General features: G+C 68.8%; 13 protein-coding genes. 7 read left to right on the top strand and 6 right to left on the bottom strand.

Annotated elements, in window-relative coordinates; genetic code table 11:
- The first annotated feature begins 15 nt into the window (after positions 1–15).
- Complete coding sequence (locus tag BN977_RS07200; RefSeq protein ID WP_036396882.1) at positions 16–450, top strand: hypothetical protein; 435 nt, start codon at positions 16–18, stop codon at positions 448–450.
- On the opposite strand, the gene BN977_RS31365 is transcribed toward BN977_RS07200, so the two are convergent.
- A complete protein-coding gene (locus BN977_RS31365) occupies positions 447–1,607 on the bottom strand; it encodes a hypothetical protein (protein WP_051561130.1) in 1,161 nt (386 codons plus the stop codon). The genes BN977_RS07200 and BN977_RS31365 overlap by 4 nt on opposite strands.
- A 186-nt stretch (positions 1,608–1,793) precedes the next feature.
- On the opposite strand from BN977_RS31365, the gene BN977_RS07190 reads away from it, so the two are divergent.
- Together BN977_RS07190 and BN977_RS07185 are read left to right on the top strand one after the other, a co-directional pair.
- Positions 1,794–4,364: a bifunctional FO biosynthesis protein CofGH gene (locus BN977_RS07190; protein ID WP_036396880.1), complete on the top strand. Its 2,571-nt coding sequence runs from the start codon at positions 1,794–1,796 to the stop codon at positions 4,362–4,364.
- 87 nt (positions 4,365–4,451) lie between these two features.
- Complete coding sequence (locus tag BN977_RS07185) at positions 4,452–4,898, top strand: DUF2231 domain-containing protein (RefSeq protein ID WP_036396879.1); 447 nt, start codon at positions 4,452–4,454, stop codon at positions 4,896–4,898.
- Here BN977_RS07185 and BN977_RS07180 read toward each other — a convergent pair.
- Entirely contained in the window at positions 4,895–5,488 is a 594-nt protein-coding gene (locus BN977_RS07180) for an excalibur calcium-binding domain-containing protein (protein WP_234709515.1), read from the bottom strand. The two genes, BN977_RS07185 and BN977_RS07180, sit on opposite strands and share 4 nt — an antisense overlap.
- A gap of 175 nt (positions 5,489–5,663) precedes the next feature.
- Here BN977_RS07180 and BN977_RS07175 point away from each other — a divergent pair, with 175 nt between their 5' ends.
- Positions 5,664–6,212: a YceI family protein gene (locus BN977_RS07175; protein ID WP_024450892.1), complete on the top strand. Its 549-nt coding sequence runs from the start codon at positions 5,664–5,666 to the stop codon at positions 6,210–6,212.
- Positions 6,213–6,269: 57 nt separating this feature from the next.
- On the opposite strand, the gene BN977_RS07170 is transcribed toward BN977_RS07175, so the two are convergent.
- Positions 6,270–8,333 carry an NADPH-dependent 2,4-dienoyl-CoA reductase gene (locus tag BN977_RS07170; protein ID WP_165576298.1) on the bottom strand — a complete coding sequence of 688 codons (2,064 nt, stop codon included), beginning with the start codon at positions 8,331–8,333 and terminating at the stop codon, positions 6,270–6,272.
- Positions 8,303–8,848 carry a PadR family transcriptional regulator gene (locus BN977_RS07165; RefSeq protein WP_036396876.1) on the bottom strand — a complete coding sequence of 182 codons (546 nt, stop codon included), beginning with the start codon at positions 8,846–8,848 and terminating at the stop codon, positions 8,303–8,305. Before BN977_RS07165 ends, BN977_RS07170 begins: the two co-directional genes overlap by 31 nt.
- Before the next feature lie 256 nt (positions 8,849–9,104).
- On the opposite strand from BN977_RS07165, the gene fdxA reads away from it, so the two are divergent.
- Together fdxA and dapC are read left to right on the top strand one after the other, a co-directional pair.
- Entirely contained in the window at positions 9,105–9,425 is a 321-nt protein-coding gene (gene fdxA / locus BN977_RS07160) for a ferredoxin (RefSeq protein WP_024450890.1), read from the top strand.
- Positions 9,422–10,528 (top strand): succinyldiaminopimelate transaminase, encoded by a 1,107-nt coding sequence (dapC, locus tag BN977_RS07155; protein ID WP_051561128.1) that lies wholly within the window; start codon positions 9,422–9,424, stop codon positions 10,526–10,528. The genes fdxA and dapC overlap by 4 nt, the downstream gene beginning before the upstream one ends.
- 42 nt (positions 10,529–10,570) lie before the next feature.
- Here dapC and BN977_RS07150 read toward each other — a convergent pair whose 3' ends face one another.
- Positions 10,571–11,497 (bottom strand): LysR family transcriptional regulator, encoded by a 927-nt coding sequence (locus BN977_RS07150; protein WP_206666845.1) that lies wholly within the window; start codon positions 11,495–11,497, stop codon positions 10,571–10,573.
- A 69-nt stretch (positions 11,498–11,566) separates the two neighbouring features.
- Between BN977_RS07150 and BN977_RS07145 the strand changes: the two genes are divergently transcribed.
- Positions 11,567–14,992 carry a proline dehydrogenase family protein gene (locus BN977_RS07145; protein ID WP_036396875.1) on the top strand — a complete coding sequence of 1,142 codons (3,426 nt, stop codon included), beginning with the start codon at positions 11,567–11,569 and terminating at the stop codon, positions 14,990–14,992.
- On the opposite strand, the gene BN977_RS07140 is transcribed toward BN977_RS07145, so the two are convergent.
- The gene (locus BN977_RS07140; protein ID WP_036396873.1) at positions 14,989–15,483 is read right to left on the bottom strand and encodes an Rv2253 family sensor-like surface protein; all 495 of its coding nucleotides are present in this window, start codon (positions 15,481–15,483) and stop codon (positions 14,989–14,991) included. The genes BN977_RS07145 and BN977_RS07140 overlap by 4 nt on opposite strands.
- Positions 15,484–15,537 lie beyond the last annotated feature (54 nt).

Raw genomic sequence — 15,537 nt, 5'->3', positions numbered from 1 at the left:
CCTCGACAACTTCCAGTGGGTGGTCGGTTCGCTGGTGGCGTTGCTCGACAGCATCCCGACCTGACAACCGAGGAAACCGACGGCCCGGCCTGGGTGCCGCCCGTCATGCTTTCGCTGCTGTCGCTGGACGGTGTGCTGTCCGCCGTGCTCGCGGCATTTCTGTTGCCCTGGCGCGTCAGTGGTGCGCCGTTCCCGGTGAGCGTGTTGATCAGCGGCCTGGTGAATGCGGCCTTGGTGTGGGCGGCGCTGCAGTGGACCCTGTCACCCCGGGTCGGCGCGTTGCCGTTGTGGTGCTGGCTCGCGACCATCGGGGCGTTGACGCTCGGCGGGCCGGGCAGTGACATCGTGTTCGGCTTGACCGCATCCGGTGCGCTGTTGTTGTTGCTGCTCGTGGTGGTCGGCGTGCTGCCGCCGCTGATGGTGCTGCGGCGGTACGCGCGGGGCCGCTAGGTGGCGTCCGAACCCGTGTGAGTGTCGGCCTTCGGGGCGGAATCGCCGGCCGATGGGTGGTCGTGCTTCTTCTTTTTCGGCTCGGCCTTCTTCGGTGCCGGTTTCTCGGTGTCGGTCTTGTCGGTCCCGGCTTTGGTGTCGGTCTTCTTGTCGTCGGTTTTCGGGGTGTCGGGTTTGGTGGTGTCGGGCTTCTCGGACTTCTCGGGCGCGGTGCCGGACTCCGGGGTCTTCGGGCTTTCCGGGGTCGCCGGGGTATCGCTGGGTTCCTTCACCGGCGTCGAGTCGGCCGGCTCGGTCTCGACGGGCTTGGTGTCGACGGGCTCGGTCTCGACGGGCTTGGTGTCGACGGGCTCCGTCTCGGTCGGCTTGGTGTCGACGGGCTCGGTCTCGTGCTCGCTGCCCTGATCGGTCTGCTGCTCGGCGGTCACCGGCGGCTTCCCGTCGGTCGGTTCGGCGGTCGCGGTGAGCGATACGGCCGCCGTCTTGGCTGCCGTGGTTGCCGTCGCGGTGAACGGTAGGGGTGGCAGCGGCGGCAGCCAGCTCAGCGCCCAGTTGATCTCGGCCTGGATGAATCCGCGGCCCGCGGCGATGCTGTCGTTGACGACGTTGCTGATGCCCTGGATCAGATCGACCTGCCCGCCGATCACGTATGCGGTGTTGTACACCGCGCTGGTGAGGATCGGCTCGATCAGGTTGTAGTACACGATGCCGATCTGGGGCGCGAAGATGTTGGCGACGGGAATCCAGCCGACGGCGTACTGGGCGAGGTCGACCCCGTAGTCGACCCAGCCGATGACCCAGTCGTAGCCCTGGATGATGGCGTTGCTCAGCCCGGGGAAGGCCAGTGCCGCGGCCGTCGGCGTGACGGTGGCCGCCGCGGGTGCGGCGCTCGGTGCGGCGGCGGTCTTGCCGGCCGCGGCCGTGCGCACCGGGGCGGCCGGGGTGGCTGCGGTGGTGCCGGCGGTCGCAGCCTTGGGGATCAGCGCGATCACCGGCTTGGGCGCCCAGGCGGTCCTCGTCTCGGCGGCCAGCCGTACCTGGGTGTGCACCGGCGCCGGGGCGGGAGCGGTCGGCGTGATCGACGGTGGGATCGCGACGGTGCCGGCGGCGAGTGCGGCCACACCTGCCATCAGATACGAACGGACAGACACACGCATCGCGGCTCCTGGTTCTTGGGATCGTCGACGCTGCTGAACTTACGCCAGTGTCAACTCCCGGCCGGCTGCATCGGGTCGGCGCGTCTTGCTCGATGGCTCGGACTATCGTGGCCCCTATGCCAGGGGCAGTGGTTTCACATAGTGGGACGCGCGGATGATTCGCGACGACGCACGGGTTACAGGGGAGTGGCTCTGAACCCGCAGCACGGCTCCGATCTGCCCAGCCCGGTGATCCCGCCCAAGCCCAATGCGTCCGCGCTACGCCGCGTCTTGCGCCGCGCCCGCGACGGGGTGGCGCTCAATGTCGAGGAAGCCGCGATCGCGATGACGGCGCGCGGTGCCGACCTCGCCGACCTGTGCGCCAGTGCCGCGCGGGTCCGCGATGCCGGCCTGGAGACGGCCGGCCGGCGTGGTCCCGGCGGCGGTCTGCCGGTCACCTACTCGCGCAAGGTGTTCATCCCGGTCACCCACCTGTGCCGGGACACCTGCCATTACTGCACGTTCGTCACCGTGCCCGGCCGCTTGCGGGCGGCTGGCAAGGGCATGTTCATGGAACCCGACGAGATCCTCGAGGTGGCTCGCCGCGGTGCTGAGTTGGGTTGCAAGGAAGCGCTTTTCACCCTGGGTGACCGTCCGGAAGCCCGCTGGGACGAGGCCAAGCAGTGGCTCGACGAGCGTGGTTATGACTCCACGCTGGATTACGTCCGTGCGATGGCGATCCGGGTGCTGGAGGAGACCGGCCTGCTGCCGCACCTGAACCCCGGGGTGATGAGCTGGTCGGAGCTGTCGCGGCTCAAGCCGGTGGCGCCGTCGATGGGCATGATGCTGGAGACCACCTCCCGGCGGTTGTTCGAGACCAAGGGGCTGGCCCATTACGGCAGCCCGGACAAGGATCCGGCGGTGCGGCTGCGCACCCTCGACGATGCGGGGCGGTTGTCCATCCCGTTCACTACGGGTCTGTTGGTGGGTATCGGCGAGACGCTGACCGAGCGCGCCGAGACCATGCACGCGATCCGGCGCTCGCACAAGGAGTTCGGGCACGTCCAGGAAGTCATCGTGCAGAACTTCCGGGCCAAGGACCACACCGCGATGGCGTCGGTGCCCGACGCCGGCATCGACGACTTCCTGGCCACGGTCGCGGTGACCCGGCTGGTGCTCGGACCGAAGATGCGTATCCAGGCCCCGCCGAACCTGGTGTCCCGGGACGAATGCCTGGCCCTGATCGGTGCCGGGGTGGACGACTGGGGCGGGGTGTCACCGCTGACGCCCGACCACGTCAACCCCGAGCGGCCGTGGCCCGCGCTGGACGACCTCGCCGACGTGACCGCAGAGGCCGGTTATGAACTGGTGCAACGGCTTACCGCCCAGCCCTGGTACGTGCAGGCCGGGGCCGCGTGGATCGATCCGCGGGTGCGCGGGCACGTCGACGCGCTGGCCGACCCGGACACCGGGTGGGCCCGGGATGTGAATCCGGTGGGCCGGCCCTGGCAGGAACCGGACGAGGCGTCGGAATCGTTGGGGCGCATCGACCTGCATTCGGCGATCGACAGCGAAGGCCGTCTGACCGAGACGCGCAGTGACCTGGGCAGCGCGTTCGGGGACTGGGAGTCCATCCGCGAGAAGGTGTCCGAGCTGGCGGCCCGCGCACCCGAACGCATCGACACCGACGTGCTGGCGGCCCTGCGGTCGGCCGAGCGTGATCCCGGCGGCTGCAGCGACGACGAGTACCTGGCCCTGGCCACCGCCGACGGCCCGGCGCTCGATGCGGTCACCGCGCTGGCCGACGCGCTGCGCCGTGACGTCGTCGGCGACGACGTCACGTTCGTGGTGAACCGCAACATCAACTTCACCAACATCTGCTACACCGGTTGCCGGTTCTGCGCGTTCGCGCAGCGCAAGGGCGACGCCGACGCCTATTCGCTGTCCACCGCCGAGGTCGCCGACCGGGCCTGGGAAGCGCACGTCGCCGGCGCCACCGAGGTGTGCATGCAGGGCGGTATCGATCCGGAATTGCCGGTCACCGGGTACGCCGATCTGGTGCGGGCGGTCAAGGAGCGGGTGCCGTCGATGCACGTGCATGCGTTCTCGCCCATGGAGATCGCCAATGGTGTGACCCGCAGCGGTCTTTCGGTGCGGGAGTGGTTGACCGCGTTGCGGGAGGCGGGGCTGGGCTCCATTCCCGGCACCGCCGCCGAGATCCTCGACGACGAGGTGCGCTGGGTGCTCACCAAGGGCAAGCTGCCGACCTCGGAGTGGATCGACGTGATCACCACCGCGCACGAGGTGGGGCTGCCGTCGTCGTCGACGATGATGTACGGCCACGTCGACACCCCGAAGCACTGGGTGGGTCACCTCAACGTGCTGCGCGGGATCCAGGACCGCACCGGCGGGTTCACCGAGTTCGTGCCGCTGCCGTTCGTGCACCAGTCCTCGCCGCTGTATCTGGCCGGCGGCGCTCGGCCCGGGCCCACCCACCGCGACAACCGGGCGGTACACGCGCTGGCGCGGATCATGCTGCACGGCAGGATCTCTCATATCCAGACGTCGTGGGTGAAGCTGGGTACCGAACGCACCCAGGTGATGCTCAACGGCGGCGCCAACGATCTGGGTGGCACGTTGATGGAGGAGACCATCTCGCGGATGGCCGGCTCGGAGAACGGCTCGGCCAAGTCCGTCGAAGAACTGGTCGCCATCGCCGAGGGCATCGGCCGCCCAGCCCGCCAGCGCACCACCACCTACACCCCGCTGGCGGCGTAGCTTTTTCTTCGGCGAGCGCCCGTGTCTGCACAGTGACACGCCGCCATTCCTGGCATTTCGGGGACGCTCGCGTGGGATCCTCGGCCCATGGACACGATCGCCGGGCTGCCCGCCCACCCGCTGCTGGTGCACGCGATCGTCGTGCTGGTGCCCCTGGTGGCATTGCTGGAGATCCTGTGCGCCCTGTGGCCGGCCGCGCGGGACCGCTTGGTGTGGCTCGTGCTGGTGCTGGCCGCGGTGACGGCAGCCCTGACCCCGTTGACCGTGGAGGCGGGGGAAGCGATGTACGCCAACTTCCCGCAACCGCCCGCCGTGCTCCAGGAGCACGCCGAGCGCGGGAACTGGATGCCCTACGTCGGTGCGGCATTGCTCGTGATCGCGGTGTTGTTGGCGCTGCTGCAGTGGTGGTCCGGCCACGGTCGCGCGACGGCTGCCGTGGTGGCGGTGCTGACCGTGGCCATCGGGCTGGCGGCGATCGCCGCGGTGATCCGGGTCGGGGATTCCGGCGCTCGGGCGGTGTGGGGTGGAGGCTAGCGGAGGGCGTCGAAACGCGTCAGGCAGTTGATGTCGTGCCCGTCGCCCAACGTGCCGGAGTCGACGAGCCTGCCCGACAGAATTTCACACGATGCCGCGTTGGCGGAGCCGATATTCGGGTCCGCGCCCACCATCTGCGCACCACTGGTAGGGGAGATTTGGAACTGCGCTGAGCCGCCGCAGAAATTGGCGGTTTCCAGGATGCCCGCGGCGTTCGGGTTCGGTGCGGTGATATCGATGCAGTCGGCGCCAGACCAATTAACGACCGTCGTGACGGTGCCTGTGGCGGTGGGGACCGGTCCCGCCGGGGCGGGTGATGCCGGGACGGGCGGCTGCACCGGATACGACGGCATTAACCCCGCGGGCGCTCGTGTTCCGCCGCTCCCTGTCTCGCATGCGACACCGTCGCCATCCCGATCGAGCCTCCTGCTGTAGCCGGGTTGGCCGGCGTAAAGCGGAGCGGCACCGGCGGCCCGCGCCTCTGCACAGTTGGCGTACGCGTTTGCTATTGGACTGGAGGCCAGACCGAACACCGTGAGTGCCCACGCCATGCTTATGATCGAAAATACCGTGCGGAGCACGTGATTCACCTCTTCAACTTGACTCGAAGACGCAAATTTACGGTATGCACGTATTTGTTTGCCCGGCTATCATCTGCATGTGATGCGTATCACAATTGTCTGTATGCTCGAATAATCCGGACCGCGGTCCAGTTAGTTTCGATGAGGGTCCGGGAGGGCCGGCCCCATCGAACAAGGAGCTTTCATGACCGCAGCAGTAGCCACCGACCTGACCGCTGGCACCTGGGCGCTGGACCCGGTGCATTCCTCGGTCAACTTCTCGGTACGCCACCTCGTGGTGAGCAAGGTGCGCGGCACGTTCGACTCGTTCAGCGGTGCCATCGTCGTGGCCGAGGACGGCACCCCGTCCGTCACCGCGACCATCGACGTGAACTCGGTCAACACCCGCAACGAGCAGCGCGACGCCCACCTCAAGGCGGCCGATTTCTTCGACACCGAGCAGTTCCCGACCGCGACCTTCGTTTCCACCGGGGTGCGCGCCGACGGTGACCACTACGTGCTCGACGGCGACTTCACCCTCAAGGGTGTGACCAAGCCGGTGTCACTGGAGCTCGAATTCAACGGTGTCAACCCGGGCATGGGACACGGCGCGGTGGCCGGCTTCGAGGCGTCGGTGGTGTTGAACCGCAAGGACTTCGGCATCTCCTTCGATGCGCCGTTGGAGACCGGTGGCGCCGTGGTCGGCGACAAGGTCACCATCACCCTCGAGATCGAGGCGCTCAAGCAGGCCTGAGGCCGCGATGGGTGAGCAGACCCGTGTGGTGGGTCTGCTCACCCGCTGCGAGGGAAGCTACAGGCGGGCGGCCAGCTCGGTGCCCTGGCGGATCGCCCGTTTGGCGTCGAGCTCGGCGGCGACAGCGGCCCCGCCGATCACGTGCGGCTGCACGCCACGGGCGCGGAGGCCGTCCTCGAGGTCGCGGACCGAATCCTGGCCCGCGCAGACGATCACGTTGTCCACGGCCAGCACCCGCGCGCCGGTGCGCTCACGCCCGAAGCTGATGTGCAGCCCGGCGTCGTCGATGCGCTCGTAGTTGACCCCGGAAAGCTGCTGCACCCCTTTCGCTTTCAACGTCGCGCGGTGCACCCATCCGGACGTCTTGCCCAGCCGGGTGCCCTGGGCGCCCTTGGTGCGCTGCAGCAGGTACACCTCGCGGGCGGGCGGCAGCGGAATCGGCGTCGTCAACGCACCCCGCACCGATGGCGCGTCCTGCGGGTCCAGCGCGCCCCACTCGGCCTTCCATTCCTTGACGTTCAGCGTGGGCGACTCGTCGGTCACCAGGAATTCGCTCACGTCGAATCCGATCCCGCCGGCGCCGATCACCGCGACGGCCTTGCCGATCGGCGCACCGGACAGCGCCTCGGCGTAGGACAACACCATCGGGTGGTCGATGCCGGGGATATCGGGCGTCCGTGGCGTCACCCCGGTGGCGAGCACGACGTCGTCGAAGCCGACCAGCGAGTCCACCGTGGCCCGGACACCCAACCGCACGTCGACGCCGTGCACATCCAGCATTCGGGTGTAGTACCGCAACGTCTCGTTGAACTCTTCCTTGCCGGGAACCCTTCTGGCCAAGTCGAACTGACCGCCGATGACGGAACCGGCCTCGAACAGCGTCACCCGGTGCCCGCGTTGCGCTGCGCTCACCGCGGCGGACAACCCGGCCGGACCCGCGCCCACCACGGCCACCGACCGGGCGCGCCGGGTGGGGCCGAGCACCAGGGTGGTCTCGTGTCCGGCGCGCGGGTTGAGCAGGCATGACACCGTCTTGTGCACGAAGGCGTGGTCCAGACAGGCCTGGTTGCAGGCGATGCAAGTGTTGATCTGGTCGGCGGCATCCGCTGCGGCCTTGCGCACCCAGTCCGGGTCGGACAGCAGGGGGCGGGCCATCGAGATGAGCTGCACGGCGGTGTCGGCGAGAATCTGCTCGGCGGCCTGGGGCATGTTGATGCGGTTGGAGGCGACCACCGGAACGGAGACGAGTTCGGCCAGCGTGCTGCTGGTCCCGACGAAGGCGCCGCTCGGGACCGAGGTGACGATGGTGGGCACCCGGGCCTCGTGCCAGCCGATCCCGGTGTTGAGGATGGTGGCGCCGGCAGCCTCGATTTCGGTTGCCAGCGTGACGATCTCGTCCCAGGTCTGGCCGTCCTCTACAAAGTCGGCCAGCGAGATCCGGTAGACGATGATGAAGTCGGGGCCGACGGCCTCGCGGACCCGACGCACGATCTCGACGGGGAAGCGGCGCCGCTTCTCCGGCGTGCCGCCCCAGGCGTCCCTGCGCTTGTTGGTGCGCGGCGCGAGGAACTGGTTGAGCAGGTAGCCCTCGCTGCCCATGATCTCGACACCGTCGTAACCGGCCTCGCGGGCCAGCAGGGCCGCACGCACGAAATCGGCGATGGTCCCGGACACGTCGCGCAGTGCGCGCGGACGGAACGGGTTGATGGGCGCCTTGACCGACGACGCGCTGACCGAAAAGGGATGGTAGGCATAGCGTCCGGCGTGCAGGAGCTGCAGCGCGATCTTGCCGCCCTCGTCGTGCACCGCGCGGGTGATGGTGCGATGCCGGCGCGCGTCGGCGCCCGAGCGCATCTCCGCCGCGAACGGCAACAACCAGCCGGTCCGGTTGGGGGCATAGCCACCGGTGATGATCAGCCCGACCCCGCCGCGCGCGCGTTCGGCGAAGTACGCGGCCAGCCTGTCGGTATCGCGGGCGCGGTCCTCCAGGCCGGTGTGCATGGAACCCATCACCACCCGGTTGCGCAAGGTGGTGAAGCCGAGATCCAACGGCGACAACAGGTTCGGATAGTTCACAACGCCTCCAACGCCTACAGGGCCTCTAGCACTTCGGAAAGCCATTCGATCGCGCCCTCCTCGGCGCGCATACCGCCGCGCAGCACCAGGTACTGGTGCAGGGCGGTGCCGGTCAGGCTGGTGGGGTCGGCGAACTCGCGCTTCTGATAGCCGCGGTAGGTGTCCAGCAGCGCGGCACGCTCGGCGCGCAGCGCGTGCGCCTGAGCGCGGATGGCGGCGGTATCCCCGTAGGCGGCGGCGCGGACCTTGACGGCCAGATCGCGGGTGCGGTGATCGGCCACGGTGCTGCCACCGCCCGTCAACGGGGCGGCAATCCAGCGGGCCAACTCCGCGCGCCCGTCGCCCGATACCGAGTACACCTTCTTGTCGGGGCGGCCGCGTTGCTGGACGACTTGGACCGACACCCAGCCGTCACCCTCCATCGTGCGCAGCGTCCGATAGATCTGCTGATGGGTGGCCGCCCAGAAATACCCGATGGAGCGGTCGAATCGGCGGGCCAATTCGTACCCGGATCCGGCCTGCTCGCACAACGCCACCAGGATCGCGTGCTGCAGTGCCATGACGGCAGCGTATGCGGTACCGACGGTCCTATGCAACAAGGTGCAAAGACGTGACAAACACGGCGCGTGGTGTCTAGTCGAGGTGTATCTGCAACGTCTAGTATCAGTAACCACGTGCGCGCCCCCACGGGCCGCGCGGAAAGTTAGGACACACTGAGACGCGCGTGCAGGTATGGGCATCGCATACTTGCCGCAGGTTCAATGAGTCCGAACCGGACATACCCGACCAGCAGCCCACTGGACAGGAGAGACATCAGTGACGTACGTCATTGCCGAACCCTGCGTTGACGTCAAAGACAAGGCATGCATCGAGGAGTGCCCTGTCGACTGCATCTACGAGGGTGCACGCATGCTGTACATCCACCCCGACGAGTGCGTGGACTGCGGCGCCTGCGAGCCGGTGTGCCCGGTGGAGGCCATCTACTACGAGGACGATGTGCCCGACCAGTGGGGCGGCTACACGCAGAGCAATGCGGACTTCTTCGCCGAGCTGGGGTCTCCCGGTGGTGCGTCGAAGGTCGGCCAGACCGACAACGATCCGCAGGCCATCAAGGATCTCGAGCCCAAGGGCGAGTGAGCACGGTCCGTTCGGTCAAGTCCGCTGCGCTGCCGGTTTTCCCGTGGGACACCCTGGCCGACGCCGCGGCTACCGCCCGCGCACATCCTGACGGCATCGTCGACCTGTCGGTCGGCACGCCCGTCGACGAGGTCGCGCCGGTGATTCGCGACGCACTGGCCGCGGCCAGCGCGTCGCCCGGCTACCCGGCCACGGCCGGCACCGCCGCGCTGCGGCTGTCCGCCGTCGCGGCCTTGGAGCGCCGCTACGGCGTGACCGGGCTGGCCGAGTCCGCGGTGCTGCCGGTGATCGGCACCAAAGAGCTGATCGCCTGGTTGCCGACGCTGCTCGGTCTGGGTGCCGCCGACACGGTGGTCATTCCCGAGTTGGCGTATCCCACCTACGACGTCGGTGCGCGGCTGGCCGGTGCCCAGGTGGTGGCGGCCGATTCGCTGACCCAGCTGGGGCCGCAGAATCCGGCGTTGGTCTACCTGAATTCGCCGAGCAATCCGACGGGGCGGGTCCTGGGCGTCGACCATCTGCGCAAGGTGGTCGGCTGGGCGCGGGAGCGCGGCGCGATCGTGGCCTCCGACGAGTGTTACCTGGGGTTGGCCTGGGACGCGCAGCCGCTCAGTGTGCTGCACCCGTCGGTGTCCGACGGTGACCACACCGGCCTGTTGGCGGTGCATTCGCTGTCCAAGACGTCGTCGCTGGCCGGGTATCGCGCCGGGTTCGTGGCCGGGGATCCCGCTTTGGTGCGCGAGCTGCTCGAGGTGCGCAAGCACGCCGGGATGATCGTCCCGACGCCGGTGCAGGCGGCGATGGTTGCCGCCCTGGACGATGACGCCCACGAGGCCGAGCAGCGGGATCGCTATGCCCGGCGCCGCGACGTGCTGGCGGCCGCGATCCGCAATGCCGGATTCACCATCGACCATTCCGAGGCGGGCCTGTACCTGTGGGCCACGCGTGGGGAGCCGTGCCGGGACACCGTGGCATGGCTGGCCGAACGCGGGATCCTGGTGGCGCCCGGCGAGTTCTACGGGCCGGCGGGTGCCCAGCATGTGCGGATCGCGTTGACGGCCACAGACGAACGGATTTCCGCTGCGGTGCAGCGATTGGGCTAGGGCTGCGGTGCAGCGATTGAGCTAGGGCTGCGGTGCAGCGACTCAGTCCACGTCGAGATGCTCGGGCACCACGGAGGCCAGCGCCTGCCGGCAGGCCACGATGGCCGGGGTGGCGCTGATCGCGGCTCGTGTCGCGGTGAACACCGAACGCCGACGCGGGTCGACGTCGACGACGCGCACGTGCGGACGGCGGCGGACTCGCATCAGGTCGGGCAGGATCGCGACCGCGTTGCCGTTCTCGATCAGCGCGATCTGGGCTTCCAGGTCGTCGGTTTCGAAGCGCACATCGGGCTCGAAACCGGCTCGCCGACATAGCTGTTCGGCCCAGTGCCGGGACGCGGTACCTTCCGGCTCCATCGTCCACGGCAGGTCGGCGGCATCGGCGACCGAGGCAACGCGGTCCCACGGATCCCCGGCCGGCGGGACGGCCAGCCGCAGCAGGTCGGTGGTCAGCGGCGCGCGGTGCAGGTCGGGATACGCCCGGGCGGCGTGCCCCGGGTACTCCTCGGCGATCACCAGATCGAACTCGCGCATCCACGTCTCGTAGAGCGCCTGCTCGGGTTCACGCTGGGACATCGTCACCCGCAGCCGCGGATGACGCGTCGCCAACTCGGTGAGCATCTGTGGCATGAAGGCCGAGGCCGCCGATTGGAAGACGGCCAACCGGACGGTGCCCGACGCCTCATCGCTCTGCACGGCGACATCGGAGGCCGCCAGTTCCAGCCGCGCCAAGATGACCCCGGTGTGCTCCACCAGCACCTCGGCCGCCGGGGTCAGCCGCAACCGGCGGCCGACCTTTTCCAGCAGAGGAACGCCGACCTCGCGTTCCAGCTGGTTGAGCGCCTGGGAGACGGCGGACGGACTCTGGTGCAGCGCCTCGGCGACATCGGACAATGTGCCCCGCAGGCTCAACTCGTGCAGCAACCGCAGCCTGCGGACATCGAGCAGGTCGGCGCGCTGATGTTTCATTTCCGCTTAAACTTTCATGTCAGAAATCATTGCTTTATTTTAAGTGTCTTGGCGGCCGATGATGGGCAGATGACCGACGTGACCAGTAAGGAAGACCTGCTGACCGACGTGGTGGACCAGGTGCGCCGCTGGCTCGACGAGGCCGCCGGCCAACCGGTGGCGCCGGCCGGCCGGCAGTTGGCAAAGCTGCTGCGCGACCCGCACGGCCTGGACTTCACCGTCGGGTTCGTCGACCGGGTGGTCCGGCCCGAGGACCGTCGGGTCGCCGCGGCCAACCTTCGCGAGCTTGCCCGCACCGCACCGGGTTTCCTGCCGGCGCACCTACGCCTGCTGATCAGACTCGGTGCGCTGGTCTCCGTTGTCGCCCCCGGACTGGTCATCCCCGTCGCTCGAAAAGCGCTGCGCAAGATGGTCGGTCATCTGTTGGTCGACGCGACCGATGCCCGGCTTGGGTGGTCGATCGCGCGGATCCGCCGGCGTGGCGTCGCGCTCAACATCAACCTGCTCGGTGAGGCGGTGCTGGGCCAGGCCGAAGCGGGGCGACGGCTCGAAGGCACCGAACGGCTGCTCGGCAGGCCCGATGTCGACTACGTGTCGATCAAGGTGTCGGCGACCGTCCCGCCGCACTCGCCGTGGGCCTTCGACGACGCCGTCGACCACATCGAAGCAAGCCTGCTGCCGTTGTTCACCCTGGCGGCGACCTCGCCGACGCGCAAGTTCATCAACCTCGACATGGAGGAGTACCGCGACCTGGAGCTGACGATCGCGGTGTTCACCCGGCTGCTCGACCGGCCCGAACTGCTGGACCTCGAAGGCGGCATCGTGCTGCAGGCCTACCTACCGGATGCGCTGAACGCGATGATGCGCCTGCAAGATTGGGCTCGGGCCCGGCGTGAGCGTGGCGGTGCGGGGATCAAGGTTCGGTTGGTGAAGGGCGCCAACCTGCCGATGGAGCACGTGGAGGCGGCACTGCACGGCTGGCCGCCGGCGACGTGGCCGACCAAACAGGACACCGACACCAACTACAAACGGGTGCTCGATTACGCGTTGCACCCCGAGCGCACCGCCAATGTCCGCCTCGGTGTCGCCGGGCACAACCTGTTCGACATCGCGTATGCCTGGGTGCTGGCCGGGCAGCGCGGGGTCCGGGACCGGATCGAATTCGAGATGCTGCTCGGCATGGCCGAGGCCCAGGCCGAAGCGGTCCGGCGCACGGTCGGCGGTCTGCTGCTGTACGTACCGGTGGTGCACCCCAAGGACTTCGACGTCGCCATCGCCTACTTGGTGCGGCGGTTGGAGGAGGGCGCCAGCCAGGACAACTTCATGTCCGCGGTCTTCGAACTGCACGACGAACCAAGCCTTTTCGAGCGTGAGAAGCACCGGTTCATCGCCTCCCTGGCTCAGCTCGACCATGCGTTCCCGCTGCCGAACCGTCGGCAGGACCGGCGCACCGACGATCCGAACGCCGCCATCTGCCCGGCGGGCGACTTCGTCAACGTCGCCGACACCGACCCGGCATTGCCCGGCAACCGGGCGTGGGGGCAAGCGGTCACCGAGCGGATCGCCACCTCGACGGCCGGCCGGGAACTGGTGTCCCAGTACACCGTTGACACACCGGAGGCGTTGGACCGGGTCATCACCGATGCCGTCGCGGCCGGGGCGAGGTGGGGGGCGCTGTCCGGCGCGGACCGGGCATCCGTGCTGCGCCGCGCCGCCGGGACGCTGCAGGCCGCCCGGGCGGTCTTGTTGGAGGCGATGGCCGCCGAATGCGGAAAGACCCTCGATCAGGGCGATCCGGAAGTCTCCGAAGCGATCGACTTCGCCAACTACTACGCGTCACTCGCGGAGGAACTGGACAGCGTGGACGGCGCCACCGCCGTGCCGGTCGGCCTCACGGTGGTCACACCGCCGTGGAACTTCCCGGTGGCGATTCCCGCCGGATCGGTGCTGGCCGCGCTGGCCGCGGGAAGCCCGGTGATCATCAAACCGGCCACTCAGGCGCGCCGCTGCGGATCGCTGATGGTGCAGGCACTGTGGGAGGCCGGCGTCCCGCGGGAAGTCCTGCGGTTGGTCCATGTCGACGAAAGTGACCTGGGAACCCGGCTGGTGTCCGACGAGCGGGTCGGCCGGCTGATCCTGACCGGGGCCTTCGACACGGCGGAGTTGTTCCGCAGCTTCCGCCCGGATCTGCCGCTGCTGGCCGAGACCAGCGGCAAGAACGCCATCGTGATCACCCCGCACGCCGATCTCGATCTCGCGGTCAAGGACCTGGTGTCCTCGGCCTTCGGGCATGCCGGGCAGAAGTGTTCGGCGGCCTCGTTGGGCATCCTGGTGGGATCGGTCGCTCGGTCGGCGCGGTTCCGGGACCAGCTGATCGATGCCGTCACCTCGCTGAAGGTCGGCTATCCGACGGATCCCACCGTGCAGATGGGGCCGGTCATCGAGCCCGCGGACGGCAAGTTGCTGCGGGCGCTCACCCAGCTGGCTCCGGGGGAGCAGTGGTTGGTGGCACCCCGCCGCCTCGACGAAACCGGTCGGCTCTGGTCCCCGGGGGTGAAGACCGGCGTGCGCCCCGGCTCGGAGTTCCACCTCACCGAATACTTCGGCCCGGTACTGGGTCTCATCGCGGCCGACGATCTCGATCAGGCGATCGCGATCCAGAATCAGGTGGATTATGGGCTCACGGCGGGACTGCACAGCCTGGACCGCGACGAGATCGAACGCTGGATCGACCAGGTGCAGGCCGGCAACGCCTACGTGAATCGCTCGACCGTGGGGGCGATCGTGCGCCGTCAGCCGTTCGGCGGCTGGAAGAAGTCGGCCGTCGGCGCCGGCACGAAGGCCGGTGGGCCCAATTACCTGATCGGGTTGTCCGATTGGCGGCCGGCCCGAGCCACCCGAGGTGCCGGCCCCGCACCGGCCGTATCCCGATTGCTCTCGGCCGCAGCAGGTCTGGCGCCCGATGAGCGCGCGTTCCTGGAGCGCGCCTTCGCCTCCGATGCGCTCGCCTGGGCCGAGGAATTCGGCGTCGCGCGCGACGTGTCCGCCTTGCAGGTGGAGCTGAACGTGCTGCGGTACCTTCCGGTGCCCGTCACCGTGCGCGTGACCGACGGCGACACCGCGGCCCTGCTGCGCGTCGTGGGCGCCGGGATTCTGGCCGGCGCCGCGCTGACCGTCTCCAGTCCGGAGCCGCTTACCCCGGCGGTGGCCGAGGCGCTGCGCGTCACGGGTGTCACCTACCGGGTCGACGATGCGGCGGCCTGGCAGAAGCTGTTGCGCGACAACGCCCCTGAGCGGGTGCGGCTGCTCGGTGGCGACCGAGCGCAGTTCGCCCGCGACAGCGCGGGCCGGGTCGACATCGCGCTGTACGCCCAGCCGGTTGTCGAGGCCGGCCGGATCGAGCTGCTGACCTTCGTGCACGAGCAAGCGGTCGCGGTAACCGCGCACCGCTTCGGCTCCCCGACGCCGCTGGCGCAGGGCCTGTTCGAAAGCTAAGGGACCGGGAACGCGGCGACCGGCATCAACACGTTGCCACGGCACGCGTCGCTGAGGATGTCGGTGTACCAGCTGCCGCGCAGCGATCCGTCGGGCTGCGGTGTGTAGGACACCCACGACGTCGCCGGGCTGTACACCCGCGGGTACTGCTCGCCGGTGTAACACTCCCACTGCCAGTCATAGGTGAAAGTCCACTTGGCGCCATCCCACTTGTACCGCTGAGGTTGCGGGATGGTCGGGTTCGACGGTGCCGGCCCGTCGATCACCGTCGCCACGCATACGCTGCCGCACGCCGTCGAAAACGTGTAGACCGCACCGAAATCCGGCTCGGCCTGGCGCGCGGCGATGCTGGTGCCGTTCTTCTGCGAGGCGTAGCTGACCACTTGGTAGCGGCCGTTCAACGGCTGGCCCGCGGCGCCGGCCGTCGCCGCATTACCCAGACATGCCACCAACGCGAGCGTCACCACGACGCACACTCGACGGACCGACATCACTCCCTACTTCTCTCAAGCTCCGACGAGCCCACGGTAGAAGCAGGCACCGAC

The sequence above is a fragment of the Mycolicibacterium cosmeticum genome, assembly GCF_000613185.1.
In the GTDB taxonomy this organism is placed as follows: Bacteria; Actinomycetota; Actinomycetes; order Mycobacteriales; family Mycobacteriaceae; genus Mycobacterium; species Mycobacterium cosmeticum.
This window is presented reverse-complemented; position numbering and strand designations above follow the sequence as displayed.

Bases quoted from the DNA above. Each gene is read 5' to 3' on its own strand.
- BN977_RS31365 (WP_051561130.1), bottom strand. From the start codon at position 1,607: ATGCGTGTGTCTGTCCGTTCGTATCTGATGGCAGGTGTGGCCGCACTC.
- BN977_RS07185 (WP_036396879.1), top strand. From the start codon at position 4,452: ATGGACACGATCGCCGGGCTGCCCGCCCACCCGCTGCTGGTGCACGCG.
- BN977_RS07175 (WP_024450892.1), top strand. From the start codon at position 5,664: ATGACCGCAGCAGTAGCCACCGACCTGACCGCTGGCACCTGGGCGCTG.
- BN977_RS07170 (WP_165576298.1), bottom strand. From the start codon at position 8,333: ATGGCTTTCCGAAGTGCTAGAGGCCCTGTAGGCGTTGGAGGCGTTGTG.
- BN977_RS07165 (WP_036396876.1), bottom strand. From the start codon at position 8,848: ATGGCACTGCAGCACGCGATCCTGGTGGCGTTGTGCGAGCAGGCCGGA.
- BN977_RS07150 (WP_206666845.1), bottom strand. From the start codon at position 11,497: ATGAAACATCAGCGCGCCGACCTGCTCGATGTCCGCAGGCTGCGGTTG.
- BN977_RS07145 (WP_036396875.1), top strand. From the start codon at position 11,567: ATGACCGACGTGACCAGTAAGGAAGACCTGCTGACCGACGTGGTGGAC.
- BN977_RS07140 (WP_036396873.1), bottom strand. From the start codon at position 15,483: ATGTCGGTCCGTCGAGTGTGCGTCGTGGTGACGCTCGCGTTGGTGGCA.